Raw genomic sequence first — 16,241 nt, 5'->3', positions numbered from 1 at the left:
ACCGGGGTCACCTGGCACACCTGAGGCCCCCGCCCCGCACCCGGCCGGTGACGGCCGGGCCAGCGGCATGTCCGGGCCGGTTGCGTGAGCCGCTGGGGGGTGGCTCCCATAACACCTTGGAACCCATCGCACGTCTCGGGGAGTCGGCGGACCTGGTGTCGCTCGGGATGGCAGGATGTCGCCTCGTGTCCATCGGGGTTTCGCAGCAGTCACTGCCAGGTCTGGCCGCCCGTCCGGCGGCCCGTCCCACCCGGCGGATGCCCACGACGAACGGGCTGAGCGACCTCACGGTCATCGTCGGCCCGATGAAGAGCGGCAAGTCGCTGGAGCTCATCAGCCTGCTCTCGCCGCTGGCCTACTCCGACGTCACGCACCGCGTCTACCAGTCGGCCCGCCACCAGCGCGACGACAAGGTGACCTCGCGCAGTGGCAGCAGCCTCGTGACCACCAAGACGATGTCGCTCGAGCCGCTGCTGGACGACGACGTCGACGTGGTCGGCGTGGACGAGATCCACATGTTCGACGTCGCGGACGTGGAGGTGCTCGGCACCCTGATCGAGCGAGGGACCCGCGTCGTCGCGACCGGCATCGACCTGGACCACCGGGGCGAGCTGTTCGCGCCGGTCAGGGCACTGTTCGAGCTCGGTCCGCAGGTCGTGACCCACCGCCGCGCCGTCTGCGACGTCTGCCGCGAGTTCCGCGCCGTCTACACCCAGGTGCTCGACCGGGACCGCGCTTTCACGACACGGTTGGCGCCGTCGACGCCACTGCCGGACGACGGCACGTTCAGCTACGAGGCGCGCTGCCGGTCCTGCTTCGTCTTCCCGACCGACTGACACCGACCGGCCCGGTATGCCGCCCCCTCAGGTGAGGGGGCGGCATACCGTCAGGCGGGTGCGGGCGTCAGCGGACCGGGAACTCCGCCCGGCGCGGCATCCGTGTCATACCCGGGTCGCGCTCGATCGAGCCGGCGAGGACCTCGTCGATAGCCGCCATCAGGTCGGCGTCGAGGCGCACCCCGGCAGCGCGGGCGTTCTCGGTGACCTGCTCCGGGCGGGAGGCGCCGATGATCGCGGCCGAGACGTTGTCGTTCTGCAGGACCCACGCCACCCCGAGCTGGGCCATCGTCAAGCCGGCCTGCTCGGCCAGCGGGCGCAGGCGCTGAACCCGCTCGAGCAGCACGTCGTCGGCGAGCCAGCGGCCGACCATGTCGGCACCGCCCTTGTCGTCGGTGGCGCGTGACCCGGCTGGAGGAGCCTGACCTGGCACGTACTTGCCGGTGAGCACCCCCTGCGCCAGCGGCGACCACACGATCTGCCCGATGCCGAGCTCGCGGGAGGCGGGGACGACCTCGGCCTCGATGACCCGCCAGATCATCGAGTACTGCGGCTGGCTGGAGACGAACGGGATGCGCAGCTCCCGGGCCAGCCGGTGCCCCTCGCGCAGCTGCTCGGCGTTCCACTCCGAGACACCGATGTAGAGGGCCTTGCCCTGCCGGACGACGTCGGCGAAGGCCTCCATCGTCTCCTCCAGCGGCGTCATGTCGTCGTAGCGGTGCGCCTGGTAGAGGTCCACGTAGTCGGTGCCGAGCCGCGCCAGCGAGCCGTTGATCGACTCGTGGATGTGCTTGCGTGACAGGCCGTGCGCGTTGGGGCCGCGTCCCCCGGCGGGGAAGTAGACCTTCGTGCACACCTCGACCTCCTCGCGGCGGACGCCGGCAAGCGCGCGGCCCAGGACGGCCTCGGCCGCGGTGTCGGCGTAGGTGTCGGCGGTGTCGAAGGTCGTGATGCCCTCCTCCAGTGCCTGCCGCACGCACGCCACGGCCTGGTCTTCCTCGACCTGCGAGGCGTGGGTGAGCCAGTTGCCGTAGGCGATCTCCGAGATGCGCAGACCGCTGTTGCCGAGGTTCCGGAACTCCATGGCCGCACCCTAGGCGCGCCGTGGCACGCCCGCGCGACCCCCCTGGCCGCTGAGCCACTGATCGACCGCCAGGGCGTAACCACTGGCCGGTGGTGCTCGTTTCCCGGGGGACGCGCCCGGACGGGTGTGTCGCCTGACCGGACGGTGCGCAGGGTGCCGTCCGGTGACCCCGAGGAGATCGCCTCATGCCGATCCGTCCCCTTGCCGCCCGGCCGCGCCGGACGCTGGCCCTGACCGCCACGGCGGCGCTGCTCGTCGGAGGGGTGGGTGCGGCCGCGGTCGCGGCCACCCCCTCGGAGGGGTCGGTGTCCGACACCTCGCCCTCTGCGCAGTGGACCGCCGGGCCGTTCGCCGCCCCCAACGTGACCGGGACCGCCGGGGACGTGACCTGCGGTCCGGAGCTGTGCGACGGCTACGCGCTGCACGTCAGCACCCCAGCCGGGTACGGCGACACCCATCAGCTCACGATCAAGGTCGGGTGGGGCAACACGGCCGCCGACTTCGACGTCTACCTGCTCGACAAGGCGGGCACCGTCGTCGGGTCCTCGGCCTCCAACGCCGACCCCGAGGTCATCCAGGTGCCGCCGACGACCGGGGATTACACGGTCCGTGTTGTCCCGTTCAACCCACTCGGGGAGTCGGTCACCGGGACTGCGGCCCTCACGGACATCCCGGCGAACCCGCCGCCAGGCACGGACACGCCGCCGACGTTCAGCCAGTACGGCGCGCCACAGTCCTTCGCGCAGGCGCACAACGCCGGGGAGCCGTCGATCGGCAACAGCCACAAGACCGGGGCGACCTTCTACCAGGCGCTCTACGACACCTACAAGGCCACGTGGGACGACAGCGTGAGCCCGTCGAAGGTGAGCTGGAGCGACGTGACGGCCACGTCGGCCAACGGGTGCCCGACCGCTGGCACCGCCTCGCTGGACCCGATCGGCTTCACCGACCCGGTCACCGGCCGGGTGTTCGAGAGCCAGCTGGCCGGCAAGACGTCGCTGATGTGCTACTCCGACGACGACGGCAGGACGTGGTCGCCGAGCCAGGGCGGCGGCATCAACTCCGGCGTCGACCACCAGACGGTGGGCGGCGGCGCCTGGCCGGCCGGGACGCTCGGCTCGCTGCCGACCAGCAGTTACCCGCGGGCGGTCTACTACTGCAGCCAGGACGTCGCCGACGCCAGCTGCGCCTCCAGCCACGACGGCGGCACGACCTTCGGTCCGGCTGTCCCGATGTACTCCCTGCTCGACTGCGGCGGCCTGCACGGCCACGTCAAGGTCGCTCCCGACGGCACCGTCTACGTGCCCAACAAGGGCTGCGGCAGCAACCAGGGCGTGGCGGTCTCCGAGGACGGCGGCACCACGTGGTCGGTCCGCACCGACCCGGCCAGCACCCCCGGCGACTCCGACCCGAGCGTCGGCATCGGCGCCAACGGCACGGTCTACATGGGCTACCAGGCCGCCAACGGCACGCCCCGGGTCGCGGTCAGCCATGACAAGGGCAAGACGTGGACCGACGACCAGAACGTCGGCGCCAGCCTGGGCATCCACAACACGGTCTTCCCCGCCGTGGTCGCCGGTGACGACGACCGCGCGTCGTTCGCCTTCATCGGCACCACGACAGCCGGCAACTACCAGGACGCCGCGAACTTCCACGGCGACTGGCACCTCTACGTCTCCACGACGTACGACGGCGGCAGGTCCTGGGTCACGGTCGACACCACGCCCACCGACCCGGTGCAGCGCGGCTCGATCTGCACCGGCGGCACCACCTGCGGCAACGACCGCAACCTGCTGGACTTCATGGACGCCACCGTCGACAAGGACGGCCGCGTGCTGGTCGGCTACGCCGACGGCTGCACCAGCGCCTGCGCGGCACCCGGCGGGGCGCAGAACTTCGACGCCTACGCGACCATCGCCCGTCAGCAGACCGGCAAGACGCTGTACGCCGCGAACGACCCCCAGCCCAACCTCACCCCGAGCTCGCTCTCGGTGAGCAGGGTCGGCGGTCTCTACGTCCCCACCGCGACGCTGGCGAACACCGGCGCCGTGCGGGCCCCCGGGGCGGCGCTGCAGCTCGTCGTCGACGGCAAGGTCGTCTCGACCTCGGCCGCGAGCGACCTGGCCGCCGGCGCGAGGCGCACCGTCGCATTCGCCGGGGTCAAGCTGGCCAGGGGCACGCACACGATCCTGGTCGTGGCTGACCCGGCCAACACGGTCCGCGAGGCGGACGAGGGTGACAACCGGCGATCCGTGACGGTGACGTCGTGACGCGGGGGAGGGGGCGTGCGGTCCGTGCCGGGGCCCAGGTCTTCGCCGGAGCTGCAGCCCTGCTGCTCGCCGGTGCACTGACCGGGTGCGAGAGCGCTGAGCAGAAGGCGACGGAGTCCGCGGCCGACCAGATGTCGGTCTGTGCCAGGGACGCCTCGGCGGTCGACCTGCCGGCGACCTTCCCGTCCAAGGCTGCGCTTCCGGACGGCTACGTCGTGACCCACGTGGAGTCCCGCGACGGCGGACGCGTCGTCGTCACCGCGGTGTCGCCCAAGCCGTTCCGGGACACGCTCAAGGACATGCAGGCGACCTACGCCCGCAACGGCTGGTCCCTGTCGCAGGGGGAGGTCGAGGCCGACGACGCCGAGTCCAACTTCTCCGGCAACGGCCTCAAGGGGCGATGGGCGATCCGCGCGATGGACGCCTGCAAGGGCAACACCGCCGTGTCGCTGGTGACCGGCGCGACGGGCTGAGCACCGCCGCCGGCCATCCGACACCCGCAGGGCCCCCGGCGCGCCGGGGGCCCTGTCCTTGCCATGACGGTTAACCAAATGGTTAAGTGTGCGTCGTGGCCGTGCACCTGACGTTCGCTGCGCTCGGTGACCCGACCCGTCGGGCGCTCGTCGAGCGGCTCACGCGCGGGGAGGCGACCGTGAGTGAGCTCGCCGTGCCTCACGACATGAGCCTGCCCGCGGTCACCAAGCACCTGCGCGTGCTGGAGGACGCCGGTCTGCTCACGCGTCGCAAGCGGGGCCGCACCGTCGTGTGCTCGCTCAACCGGGCCCCACTCGCCGAGGCGGAGTCGTGGCTCATCGACCGCCAGCGCCTGTGGAGCGCCAACCTGGACCGCCTGGAGCGGTTCCTCATCGAGGAGAAGGACGCATGACCGCAGAGACGACCACCACGACCGAGTCCACCATCGTCATGGAGCGCACGTTCGACGCGCCGATCGCCCGGGTGTTCGCTGCCTGGACCGACCCTGCCCTGATGAGCCGGTGGTACTGCCCCAACCCCGCCTGGGAGATCGCCGTCGAGCGCGACCTTCAGGTCGGCGGGGACTTCACGGTGTCCATGGGCCCGCACGACGTGGTCGGGCGCTACACGGCGATCGAGGAGCCCACCCTGCTCGAGTTCACGTGGAAGTGGGTCGAGTTCGACCACGCCCCGTCGCTGGTGCGTGTGGAGCTGAGCGAGGTCGACGGCGGCACCCGCCTCGTGCTGACCCACTCCGACCTCGTCGACGCCGAGGACGTGAAGAACCACGCCGAGGGGTGGATCGGCTGCCTGGTGCGCCTGCCGGGCGCCCTGGCCGCCTGAGCCTGACGCCCGTTCCGGCCTGACCGGCCGCGGCCGTCGCCGGGGGGAGCCCGGCAGCCGAGGTTGGCGGCGCGGCATACAGTGCCTGTTCGTGAGCACCTATGCCGACGCCGACCGCCAACGGTGGGTCCGCGAGGACCCGGCGCTCAAGCGGGCCGACCGCGACGACTTCGCCCGCGACCGCGCCCGCGTCGTCCACTCCTCGGCGCTGCGCCGGCTCTCGGCCAAGACCCAGGTGGTGCAGCCGACCAGTGATGACTTCGTCCGCAACCGGCTGACCCACTCCCTGGAGGTCGCGCAGATCGGCCGCGAGTTCGGGGCCGCGCTCGGCTGCGATGCCGACGTCGTCGACACGGCCTGCCTGGCGCACGACCTGGGGCACCCGCCGTTCGGCCACAACGGCGAGGCCGCGCTGGCGGCCGTCGCTGCCGACATCGGCGGGTTCGAGGGCAACGCCCAGACGCTGCGCCTGCTCACCCGGCTCGAGGCCAAACGCACGCACCCCGACGGGCGCCCGGCCGGGCTCAACCTCACCCGGGCCAGCCTCGACGCGGTCCTGAAGTACCCCTGGCGGCGCGGCGAGGCGCCGTCGCAGACCGCCAAGTTCGGCGTGTATGCCGCGGACGCGCCGGTCTTCGAGTGGGTCCGGCTCGGCGCGCCGGAGGGTGACCCCAGCCGCCGGTGCCTCGAGGCCCAGGTCATGGACTGGTCCGACGACGTCGCCTACTCGGTGCACGACGTGGAGGACGCCGTGGCCTCGGGCCGGGTCGTCCTGGCCGACCTGCGCTCGGAGTCCCAGATGGCGCAGGTGGTCGAAGTGGCGCGCGCGGCCTACGCCCCGGACCTGACCGAGGAGGACCTGGCCGGGGCCATGGCCCGGCTGCTCGACACCGGGTGGATCCCGTTGTCCTGGAACGGTTCCCGCGCCGACCTGGCGGCGCTGAAGGACATGACCAGCCGGCTGGTCGGGCGGTTCGTGCTGGCCGTCGAGCAGGCGACCCGCGCGGCATACGGGCCGGGCCCGCTGACCCGCTACGCCGCGGACCTGGTCGTGCCCGACGAGGTCAGGGCGGAGTGCGCGCTGCTCAAGGGGGTGGCGGCGCACTTCGTCATGAACGCCGCCGAGCGCCTCCAGGTGATGGCGCGGCAGCGTGACGTGGTGCGCGAGCTGGTCGAGGCGCTGCTGGACAAGCCGGAGGACCGGCTCGACGTCACCCACCTGGCCGACTGGCGCGAGGCCGGGGACGACGCGGCGGCGATGCGGGCGGTCGTGGACCAGGTGGCCGGCTACACCGACCCGCGTGCCACGGCCCTGCACGCGATGTGGGTGTGACCACCTAGACTCGCCGCGGCACACCAAGGAGGCTCTGTGGCGGGTCGGATCAAGGCCGACGACGTTGCTCTCGTCAAGGAACGCTCGTCGATCGAGGACGTCGTGCGCGAGCACGTCACGCTGCGCAGCGCCGGTCCCGGCTCGCTCAAGGGCCTGTGCCCCTTCCACGACGAGAAGTCACCGTCGTTCAACATCCGCCCCGCGGTCGGCGCGTGGCACTGCTTCGGCTGCGGCGAGGGTGGCGACGTCATCTCCTTCGTGCAGAAGGTCGAGCACCTCAGCTTCAGCGAGGCCGTCGAGCGGCTCGCCGGCAAGCTCGGCATGGAGCTGCACTACGAGGACGGCGTCGGCCCGCGTCGCGACGAGGGCCTGGGCAAGCGGTCCCGGCTGGTGGAGGCCCACCGGGTGGCCACGGAGTTCTACGCCGGCTCCCTGGTCGACCTGGCCGAGGCGCGCGCCGGGCGGGACTTCCTGCGGGACCGCGGCTTCGACCGCTCTGCCGCGGAGCACTTCGGGGTCGGCTTCTCGCCGCGGGCCGGGGAGGCCCTGACCCGGCACCTGCGGGCCAAGGGGTTCAGCGACGACGAGATCGTGACCGCGGGGCTGGCCGGGCGGGGCCAGCGCGGGCTCTACGACCGGTTCCGCGGGCGCCTCATGTGGCCGATCCGCGACATCACCGGCGACGTGGTCGGGTTCGGCGCCCGGCGGCTGTTCGACGACGACCGGATCGAGGCGAAGTACCTCAACACCGCCGAGACCTCGATCTACAAGAAGTCCACCGTGCTCTACGGCCTCGACCTGGCCAAGAAGGCCATCTCCCGCGACCGCACCGCGGTCGTGGTCGAGGGCTACACCGACGTGATGGCCTGCCACCTCGCGGGCATCGAGACCGCCGTGGCCACCTGTGGCACGGCCTTCGGCGTCGACCACATCAAGGTGCTGCGCCGGCTGATGCGCGACGAGAGCGACCTGGCGCCGGCCAAGGTGGTCTTCACCTTCGACGGTGACGCCGCGGGTCAGAAGGCGGCGATGCGGGCCTTCGCCGAGGACCAGCGCTGGGCCTCCCAGTCGTTCGTCGCCGTGGAGTCCTCCGGCAAGGACCCGTGCGAGCTGCGCCAGTCCGGCGGCGACCTGGCGGTGCGCGCGCTCATCGAGGACGCCCTGCCGATGTTCGAGTTCGCCGTGCGCACCACCCTGGCGCGCTTCGACCTGGCCAACGCCGAGGGGCGCATCCAGGGCCTGCGGGCGGTGGCGCCGATCATCGCCGGCATCCGCGACCGCTCGCTGCGCCCGGAGTACACCCGCACCATCGCCGGCTGGATCGGCGTCGAGGTCGAGCAGGTGGCTGCCGAGGTCGGACGTGCCGGACGGGTCGCCGCTCGCGATGCGGCGTCCGGTGGTGCTGTACCGGGGCGCGGCAGTGGCGGCGCGGGCCACGGCCCGGACGGGGGTGCCGGCCAGGGCGAGCCCGACCACGCCCCGCGCGACGAGGCCCAGGTCATGCCGCACCCCGACCTGCGCGACCCTGTGGTGCTGGCCGAGCGGCAGCTGCTCCAGGCGGTGCTGCAGTTCCCCGGCCAGTTCGACGCAGCCGAGCTCGAGGCCATCGACCCGGCGGCGTTCAGCGCGCCGGCCCACCGGGCCGTCCACGACGCGATCCGCGCCGCCGGCGGACCCGCCGGCGCCGCCACCACCGGCGTGTGGGCCGACCGGGTCACCGAGGCTGCCGCGGCCACCGTCCGGCCGCTGGTGAGCGAGCTGGCCGTGGCCCCGCTGCCGACGAGGATCGACGGCGCGACCGGGCTGCCCGAACGGCGCTACCTCAGCTCCCTGCTGGTCCGCGTGCAGGAGGTGGCCCTGACCCGGCGCATCGCCGACGCGCTCAGTGCGCTGCGCCGCATGGAGTCCGGCGACCCCGAGGCGGCACGGGCCCTGTCGGTCCAGCTCCAGGGGCTGCAGCGTGAGCTCGTCGCCCTGCGTGACAGGCTGGGCTGATGCGCCTTCCCCGTCTCCGCAAGACCCAGCCCGACCTGCCCGGCGACGTCGCCGCGACGCTCGAGCTCGGTCGGGGGGAGCGTGTCCTGGCCCACGCCGTGGACGACGCCACCGGCGCCACGGTGGTGGCCACGACGTGGGCGCTGTGCGTGGTCGCCCCCGACGCCGCCGCGGTCAGCCTGCGGCGGCCGTGGCACGTCGTGGACGCGGGGGTGTGGCAGCACGAGACCTTCCTGCTGACGGTGACCTTCGTCGACGGCACGCGGCCGGTGCAGTGGACCCTGCGCGACCAGCAGACCCTGCTCCCGGAGACGCTGCGCGAACGGGTCCAGGCCAGCGTCGTGCTCGCCCAGCGTCTCTCGGTGGGCGAGCGCCGGATGGCCAGGGTCGCGATCCGCAAGGACTTCCGCACCGGCGAGCTGGTCTCCCAGACGGTCCTCGGTCGCGGCGTGCGGGCCAGTGACGTGATCGTCCAGGAGCAGGTCGCCCACGCGCTGGCCGAGCTCGAGGACCAGGTCGGCATCACCCGCTGACCCGGCTCGCCACGCCCGCGCGGGCCGTTTCGGAACAGCCCGAAACCTTTGCTACAGTTACGCCCGCGAGCGCAGCCCGCAACAATCCCCTGTAGCTCAATTGGCAGAGCAGCCGGCTGTTAACCGGCAGGTTATTGGTTCGAGTCCAATCGGGGGAGCTCGACACGAAAGGCCCGGATCCAGCACGGATCCGGGCCTTCGGCGTCTTCGGGCGGGCGCGATGGCGGGTGTCGGCCGGGGATGGCTTGCCGCTCAGGGGAGGGCGAGAGTGGTGTTGCTGGCCTCGGCCGCCAGGCCCAGCCCCGTGGCGTCGGGTGCGGCCGAGGTGACCGTGAAGCCCATCGGCAGCTTCGGCAGCGGGAACGAACGGTCCAGGGCACCCTGCAGGGCCGAGCGCACGACCGTGGGGGCCGACTGGAGGTCACCACCGGAGACCGCGACGCGCAGGACGCCCTGGCGCACGGAGACGTCGGCGTTGCCGCGGACGGTCACGTCACCCAGCGGCGTCGACACGACGGCCCGCACCCGCGCGGTGTTGCCGCCCCCGGAGGAGAACGTCAGGCGCAGCCCCTGGCCCTGCAGGCGCGTCGCCACGAGCCGGTCGAGCTCGGTCCAGGTGATGTGTCCCCCAGCCTGGGCGTGGTCGACGGGGACGGAGGACAGCGTGCCCCCGGTCAGCGCCGACAGGGGTACCCGGGCGCCCTCGACGGTCGCCTCCAGCCGGTCCACGCCCAGCCCGTTGACCGACACCGGCCCCGAGGTCTGGGCGGACACCCGGGTGTAGCGGCCCTGGACCACCTGGGTGAGGAAGGGGAAGCCGCCCACGGTCACGTGCGGTGGCGTCTGCAGGTGCGCCGACCGCTGGATCCGGTCGGCGACGTGCTGGCCGGCCAGGTGGGCAGCGCCGCGGTCCACGCCGACGAGCGCCACCAGCAGCAGCACGAGTCCGATCAGCTTCCTCATGACAGGTCTCCCATGCCGGACGAGGCTGTCACACGCTGCTGTGGCGCGCTCAGCCCGCCTGCCCGGGAGCCGCGGGAGCGGCCTTGGCGCTGGTGTGGCCACGGCGGCGCATGCGGCGCTCCACGCGGCCGGCGAGCACCGTCAGCAGGTAGTTGATCGCGATGAAGATGGCGGCGACGACGATGAACGCCGGCACCATGTTGGCCCGTGCCGTGCCGAGCGTCTGACCCTGGGCGAGCAGCTCGACGTAGGTGATGATCGAGCCCAGCGCCGAGTCCTTCAGCACCACGACCAGCTGCCCGACGATCGCCGGCAGCATCGCCGTGAGCGCCTGGGGCAGCAGGATCGAGCGCAGCGTCTGGGTGGCCGTCAGGCCGATCGACAGGCCCGCCTCGCGCTGCCCGGCCGGCAGCGAGCCGACACCCGCGCGCACCAGCTCGGCCATGACCGAGGCGTTGTAGAGCGTCAGCCCCGTGACCACGCCGGCCAGGGCCAGCTGCTCGGAGTCGAAGACGTGGTACACGGCGTACAGGTTGAAGGCGAAGATCATCATGAGCAGCACCGGCACCGCGCGGAAGAACTCCACGAACACCGAGCAGAACCACCTCAGCGGCCGGTTCTCGGACAGCCGGCCCATGCCGAGCAGCAGCCCCAGCACCAGCGCCAGCACGATCGAGATCGCCGCCGCCTCGAGGGTGCCGACCAGGCCGGGCAGGAGGTACTCGGTCCACGTGTCGCTGGAGGCGAACGGGTTCCACTTGGCGGGGGTGAGGTTGCCCTTGGCGGCCAGCCGCGACAGCACCCACGCGAGGACGCCGAGCACCACCACGCCGCCGGCGGCGGCGGCGAGGGTGTGCCGACGGCGCGCCCGCGGCCCGGGGGTGTCGAACAGGACGGTGTGGGAGGTCATCGCTTCACCGCCAGGCGCCGGGACATCGTCGTGAAGAGCAGGCCCATCGGCAGCGTGAGCACCACGAAGCCGAGGGCGAAGACGAGGAACACCAGGACGAGCTGGTCAGGGCTGAACTCGATCATCTCCTTCATCAGGCCCGAGGCCTCGGCGACGCCGATCGCCGACGCGACGGTGGTGTTCTTGGTCAGTGCGATCATCGTGTTGCCCAGCGGCGTGACCGCGCCGCGGAACGCCTGCGGCATCACGACGTGGCGGATGTTCTGCCCGAAGCTCAGGCCGATCGAGCGCGCCGCCTCGGCCTGGCCGGCGGGGACGGTGTTGATGCCCGAGCGCAGCGCCTCACAGACGAACGCCGCGTGGTAGACCGACAGGCCCAGGACCGCGAGGCGGATGTTGTTGTCGACCAGGAATGTCGAGGAGGAGTTGTCCGCCAGCCGCAGGCCGAGGTTGACGAACAGGCCGATGTTGCAGAAGACGATGATCAGCGTCAGCGGGGTGTTGCGCACGATGTTCACGTAGCCCGCGCCCATCGTCCGCAGGACCGCCACGGGGGAGACCCGCATCACCGCGACCACCGTGCCGATGACCAGCGCCCCGACCGCGGAGAACACGGTCAGGACGATCGTCATCCAGAACGCCCCGAGGACGTCGTACTGCTTGAGCAGGTCAGCCATGAGCCGCCCTTCGTTGCGTGCGTGTCACCGACCGGTATGCCGTCCGCGCGAGGTGCGCGGACGGCATACCGGCAGGTCGTTCCCGGCTCAGGAGCAGGTGTCGACCTTGGGCGGGTTCTGGGACGTGTCGACCTTGAAGCCGGCGGGGCCGAGGTTCTTGTCGATCGCCTTCTGCCACTCGCCTGAGTCCTGCATCTTCTTGATGGCGGTGTTGATCTTCTCGCAGAGGGCCTTGTCGCCCTTCTTGATGCCGATGCCGTAGCGCTCCTCGGAGAAGGTCTGGCCGACGACCTTGAGCTTGCCCTTGTACTGCGGCTGGCTGGCGTAGCCGGCGAGGATCGTGTTGTCCGTGGTCAGCGCGTCGACCGCGCCGGCCGAGAGCGCCTCGACGCACTTGGAGTAGGTGTCGTACTCCTGCAGCTGCACGCCGGGGTACTTGTCCTTGACCTTGGCCGCGGACGTGGAGCCCTTGACCGAGCACAGCTTCTTGCCGGTCAGGGAGTCGGGGCCGGTGATCGAGGTGTCGTCGGAGCGGACGAGCAGGTCCTGGCCGGCGACGAAGTACGGCCCGGCGAAGGAGACCTTCTGCTTGCGGGCGTCGGTGATCGAGTAGGTCCCGACGACGAGGTTGACCTGGCCGGTGGAGAGGAGCGTCTCGCGCTGCGGTGTGGGTGCCTGCACGAAGGTGATGTCGCTCTCGGAGTGGCCGAGCTCCTTGGCGACGTACTTGGCCACGTCGATGTCGAAGCCGGTGTACTTCGCGCCGTCCTTCAGGCCCATGCCGGGCTGGTCGTACTTGACGCCGATCTTGAAGTCGCCGGCGCCAGCGCCACCGCCCCCGCAGGCCGCCAGACCCAGCACGGCGGCGGCAGCGACCGCCACCACGCCGATTCGACGAACGTTCATGCGTTTTCCTCCCTGTTGGACGCGACTTCAGTGCGTCAGGATCTTGGCGAGGAAGTCCCTCGCCCGTGTGGACTGCGCGTTGGTGAAGAACTCCTCGGGCGTGCCCTGCTCGACGACCTGGCCGTCGGCCATGAACACCACCCGGTCGGCGGCACGGCGGGCGAAGCCCATCTCGTGCGTCACCACGACCATCGTCATGCCGGACTTCGCCAGCTCGGTCATGACGTCGAGAACCTCGTTGATCATCTCCGGGTCGAGCGCCGAGGTCGGCTCGTCGAAGAGGATCACCTTGGGGTCCATGGCGAGAGAGCGCGCGATCGCCACGCGCTGCTGCTGCCCGCCGGAGAGCTGTGCGGGGTACTTGTCGGCCTGGTGCGCCACCCCGACCCGTTCGAGCAGCTCCATGGCGCGCCGGTCCGCCTCGGCCTTGGCCAGGCCGCGGACCTTGATCGGCCCGAGCGTGACGTTCTCGCGAATCGTCTTGTGCGCGAACAGGTTGAACGACTGGAACACCATGCCGACGTCGGCGCGCAGGCGGGCGAGCTCCTTGCCCTCGGTGGGCAGCGGCCGTCCGTCGATGGTGATCGAGCCGGACTCGAACGTCTCCAGCCGGTTGATCGTGCGGCACAGCGTGGACTTGCCCGAGCCCGAGGGCCCGATGACCACGACGACCTCACCCTCGCCGATGGTGAGGTCGATGTCCTGCAGGACGTGCAGCGCACCGAAGTGCTTGTTGACCTTGTCGAGCACGACGAGCGGACGGCGTCCCGGGGAAGCGGCGGCGTCAGTCATGCGGATCAACCTACCCACAGGCCACTTCCGTGCCACACGTGACCTGTGCGCCAGCCATGTGCCTGCTGTGTGCCTCAGGCCCCGGCGAGCACGAGTCGCGTGGGCGCGGTCCCGCTCCCGGGGAGGCGCAGCGGACCGTCACCAGGGGTGATGCTCCCGAGCAGCCGAGGCCCCCGCGCCCCGGTCGCCGACGGCAGCGAGGCTGGGTGCCCGGCCCAGGTCATCCAGCCCAGCACGGCGAAGGCCACGGCCTCCTTGGCCTGGTCCGGCAGCCCGAGGTCGGAGGCCCGAGTGAGCCGCACGTCGCCGAGCTCGCGGGCGAGGTCGCGCCGCAGCGTGGGGTTGCGCACGCCGCCCCCCGAGGCCACCACCTCGGTCGCGTCGTGGCGCCCCACCGCGTCGGCGACGGTGCGGGCGGTGAGAGCGCTCAGCGTGGCGAGCACGTCGTCCCCGCCGAGGTGGGCGTGGCCGCGCCACACCCGCTCCAGGTATGCCGCGTTGAACCACTCCTTGCCGGTGGACTTGGGTGCCGGGCGGGCGTAGTACGGGTCGGCGAGCAGCTCGGTCAGCAGCGCCTCGTCCACCCGGCCGCGCGCGGCACGGGCCCCGCCGGCGTCGAAGGCCTCGGTCCCTCCGGTGAGGTGGACGACCGCCGCGTCGAGCAGGGCGTTGGCCGGGCCGGTGTCGTAGGCGACGGGGGAGGTGCCCTCCACCCCGGCGGTGATGTTCGCGATACCGCCGAGGTTGAGCGCGACCGGGCGGCCCCGCCGCCCCCGCAGCCACAGCGCGTCGAACAGGGCGACCAGCGGCGCGCCCTGCCCGCCGGCGGCGACGTCGCGGGAGCGCAGGTCCGAGACGACAGGCAGACCCGTGGCCTCGGCCACCCACGCGGGCTGGCCGACCTGGAGCGTGCCGCGGACGGCGCCGCCCTCGACCCAGTGGAAGAGGGTCTGCCCGTGCGAGACGACCAGGTCGGCGCGGCCGCCGGCCAGCTCCTGCACGGCCCGCCGGGCCACCGCGGCGAACGCGCGGCCGACGCCGGTGTCGAGGCGGCACCAGTCCAGGGCCGTGGCCGGCGCCGGTGGCAGCGCCCGGGTGATGGCGGCGCGCAGGTCCGGCGGGTAGTCCTGGCTGAGGTGTCCCAGCACGGTGACGTGCAGGGTGTCGCCGTCGGCCTCGAGGTCGACCACGGCCGCGTCGATGCCGTCGTGGGAGGTGCCCGACATCAGGCCGACGACGCGCAGGGCCATGGCGGGGCTCATCGGGGGAGCGCGCGGCGGTGGTCGTCGGCGCGCAGCCCGAGGCAGGCCAGTGCGCTGACGACGCAGGTGGCGATGACGTACCAGGCCGGGATGTCGGCGTTGCCGGTGCGCTTGATGACCTCGGTGATGATCAGGCCGGCGCTGCCGGCGAACACCGCGTTGGCGAGGGAGTAGCTCACGCCCAGGCCGGTGTAGCGCACGGTGGTGTGGAACATCTCGGCGAGCATCGCCGGCCCGGGCCCGGCCATGAGGCCGACGATGGCGCCGGCGACGAACACGACGAGGAACTTGGTGCCGGTCGAGGTGCCGGGGGCCTGGAGCAGGTTGAGCATCGGCAGGGCGAGCACGGCGATGAGCGCGGCGCCGGTGACCATGAGCGGCTTGCGCCCGACCCGGTCGCTGAGTGCGCCGGCCGGCAGGATCGAGGCGGCGAAGCCCACGTTGGCGATGACGCCGGCGATGAGCGACTCGCGGAACGAGGTGCCCAGCGAGACCTGCAGGTAGGAGGGCATGACCACGAGGAAGGTGTATCCGGCGGCCGCCCAGCCCATGAGCCGCAGGATGCCGAGCAGGATCGCCACGCCGGTCGAGGTCGGGGCCTCGGGGGCCGCCTCACCCTCGGTGGCGCGGAGGGCGGTGTCCTCCTCGGCGACGTCCTCCTCGGCGGTGGCGGCGCGGAACACCGGGGTCTCCTCGACCTTGAGTCGCACCCACAGCGCGGCCGCGCCGAAGGGGAGTGCGAGGAGGAACGGGACTCGCCAGCCCCACGCGTGCAGCTGCTGGTCGGACAGGACGACAGCCAGGATCGCCGCGGTGCCGGCGCCGCCGAGCAGGCCCAGGGCCACGGTGAACGACTGCCACGAGCCGTAGAGCCCGCGCCGCCCCGCCGGGGCGTGCTCGGTCATCAGCGAGACGGCACCGCCGAACTCGCCGCCGGCGCTGAGGCCCTGCAGGATGCGCACCAGCGTCAGCAGGACCGGTGCCGCGGCGCCCACCGTCGCCCGGGTCGGCAGGACGCCGATGAGCGCGGTGCCGAGCGCCATGAGCAGCAGCACCAGGACCAGGGTGGGGCGGCGGCCGACCCGGTCGCCGACCCGGCCGAAGAGCCAGGCGCCGACCGGCCGGAAGAAGAAGGCGATGGCGAACGAGGCGTAGGTCTTGACCAGGGCCTCGAGGTCGCCGGCGCCTGAGGTGGCGAAGAAGGCGCCGGCGATGACGGTGGCGAAGTAGCCGTAGACGCCGAACTCGTACCACTCGATGAAGTTGCCGACGCACCCGCCGACGAGCGAGCGCCGCGAGGCCCGCACGTCGAGCACGGTGGCCCCGCCCGGGGCGCTGTTCGTGGTTGGGGTGGTGGTCATGC

16 protein-coding genes and 1 tRNA gene are annotated in these 16,241 nt (G+C 72.2%); 9 read left to right on the top strand and 8 right to left on the bottom strand.

From position 1 onward, the window contains the following. Nucleotides 1-185 precede the first annotated feature (185 nt). Nucleotides 186-836 carry a thymidine kinase gene (locus ACXVGS_RS08905; RefSeq protein ID WP_458529239.1) on the top strand — a complete coding sequence of 217 codons (651 nt, stop codon included), beginning with the start codon at nucleotides 186-188 and terminating at the stop codon, nucleotides 834-836. A 67-nt stretch (nucleotides 837-903) separates the two neighbouring features. Here the strand turns inward: ACXVGS_RS08905 and ACXVGS_RS08900 are convergent, their stop codons facing one another. Next, a complete protein-coding gene (locus ACXVGS_RS08900; RefSeq protein ID WP_458532115.1) occupies nucleotides 904-1,920 on the bottom strand; it encodes an aldo/keto reductase family protein in 1,017 nt (338 codons plus the stop codon). Between the two features lie 185 nt (nucleotides 1,921-2,105). Here ACXVGS_RS08900 and ACXVGS_RS08895 point away from each other — a divergent pair, with 185 nt between their 5' ends. The 8 genes from ACXVGS_RS08895 to ACXVGS_RS08860 all read left to right on the top strand — a co-directional run bounded on the left by ACXVGS_RS08895 (nucleotide 2,106) and on the right by ACXVGS_RS08860 (nucleotide 9,526). Further along, nucleotides 2,106-4,190 carry a CARDB domain-containing protein gene (locus ACXVGS_RS08895; RefSeq protein ID WP_458536853.1) on the top strand — a complete coding sequence of 695 codons (2,085 nt, stop codon included), beginning with the start codon at nucleotides 2,106-2,108 and terminating at the stop codon, nucleotides 4,188-4,190. Beyond that, nucleotides 4,187-4,663 carry a hypothetical protein gene (locus tag ACXVGS_RS08890; RefSeq protein ID WP_458529236.1) on the top strand — a complete coding sequence of 159 codons (477 nt, stop codon included), beginning with the start codon at nucleotides 4,187-4,189 and terminating at the stop codon, nucleotides 4,661-4,663. Before ACXVGS_RS08895 ends, ACXVGS_RS08890 begins: the two co-directional genes overlap by 4 nt. A 95-nt stretch (nucleotides 4,664-4,758) precedes the next feature. Next, nucleotides 4,759-5,076, top strand: coding sequence for an ArsR/SmtB family transcription factor (locus ACXVGS_RS08885; protein WP_458529235.1), 318 nt, complete (start codon nucleotides 4,759-4,761; stop codon nucleotides 5,074-5,076). Then, a complete protein-coding gene (locus ACXVGS_RS08880) occupies nucleotides 5,073-5,507 on the top strand; it encodes an SRPBCC family protein (RefSeq protein WP_458529234.1) in 435 nt (144 codons plus the stop codon). The genes ACXVGS_RS08885 and ACXVGS_RS08880 overlap by 4 nt, the downstream gene beginning before the upstream one ends. Nucleotides 5,508-5,598: 91 nt before the next feature. Continuing rightward, on the top strand, nucleotides 5,599-6,840 hold the full coding sequence (locus tag ACXVGS_RS08875) for a deoxyguanosinetriphosphate triphosphohydrolase (protein WP_458533109.1): 1,242 nt from the start codon (nucleotides 5,599-5,601) through the stop codon (nucleotides 6,838-6,840). A 36-nt stretch (nucleotides 6,841-6,876) separates the two neighbouring features. After that, nucleotides 6,877-8,835, top strand: a complete 1,959-nt coding sequence (gene dnaG / locus ACXVGS_RS08870) for a DNA primase (protein ID WP_458529232.1) — start codon at nucleotides 6,877-6,879, stop codon at nucleotides 8,833-8,835. After that, nucleotides 8,835-9,368, top strand: a complete 534-nt coding sequence (locus ACXVGS_RS08865; RefSeq protein ID WP_458529231.1) for a hypothetical protein — start codon at nucleotides 8,835-8,837, stop codon at nucleotides 9,366-9,368. The genes dnaG and ACXVGS_RS08865 overlap by 1 nt, the downstream gene beginning before the upstream one ends. Before the next feature lie 85 nt (nucleotides 9,369-9,453). Continuing rightward, nucleotides 9,454-9,526, top strand: a tRNA-Asn gene (locus ACXVGS_RS08860). 94 nt (nucleotides 9,527-9,620) lie between these two features. Here ACXVGS_RS08860 and ACXVGS_RS08855 read toward each other — a convergent pair. From ACXVGS_RS08855 to ACXVGS_RS08825, 7 genes are all read right to left on the bottom strand, one after another. Further along, complete coding sequence (locus ACXVGS_RS08855; protein WP_458535387.1) at nucleotides 9,621-10,331, bottom strand: LmeA family phospholipid-binding protein; 711 nt, start codon at nucleotides 10,329-10,331, stop codon at nucleotides 9,621-9,623. 49 nt (nucleotides 10,332-10,380) lie between these two features. Beyond that, a complete protein-coding gene (locus ACXVGS_RS08850; protein ID WP_458529229.1) occupies nucleotides 10,381-11,241 on the bottom strand; it encodes an amino acid ABC transporter permease in 861 nt (286 codons plus the stop codon). After that, nucleotides 11,238-11,918 (bottom strand): amino acid ABC transporter permease, encoded by a 681-nt coding sequence (locus ACXVGS_RS08845; RefSeq protein WP_458529228.1) that lies wholly within the window; start codon nucleotides 11,916-11,918, stop codon nucleotides 11,238-11,240. Before ACXVGS_RS08845 ends, ACXVGS_RS08850 begins: the two co-directional genes overlap by 4 nt. Nucleotides 11,919-12,005: 87 nt before the next feature. Next, entirely contained in the window at nucleotides 12,006-12,824 is an 819-nt protein-coding gene (locus ACXVGS_RS08840) for a glutamate ABC transporter substrate-binding protein (protein ID WP_458529227.1), read from the bottom strand. A gap of 27 nt (nucleotides 12,825-12,851) precedes the next feature. Continuing rightward, nucleotides 12,852-13,616, bottom strand: a complete 765-nt coding sequence (locus ACXVGS_RS08835; RefSeq protein WP_458536852.1) for an amino acid ABC transporter ATP-binding protein — start codon at nucleotides 13,614-13,616, stop codon at nucleotides 12,852-12,854. Nucleotides 13,617-13,690: 74 nt separating this feature from the next. After that, complete coding sequence (locus ACXVGS_RS08830; protein ID WP_458533113.1) at nucleotides 13,691-14,878, bottom strand: anhydro-N-acetylmuramic acid kinase; 1,188 nt, start codon at nucleotides 14,876-14,878, stop codon at nucleotides 13,691-13,693. Next, on the bottom strand, nucleotides 14,875-16,239 hold the full coding sequence (locus ACXVGS_RS08825; RefSeq protein ID WP_458532109.1) for an MFS transporter: 1,365 nt from the start codon (nucleotides 16,237-16,239) through the stop codon (nucleotides 14,875-14,877). Before ACXVGS_RS08825 ends, ACXVGS_RS08830 begins: the two co-directional genes overlap by 4 nt. Nucleotides 16,240-16,241: the final 2 nt, after the last annotated feature.

Source organism: Oryzihumus sp., from assembly GCF_054325275.1.
The sequence above is the reverse complement of the archived record's forward strand: the minus strand, read 5'-3'. Positions and strand labels throughout refer to the sequence as shown.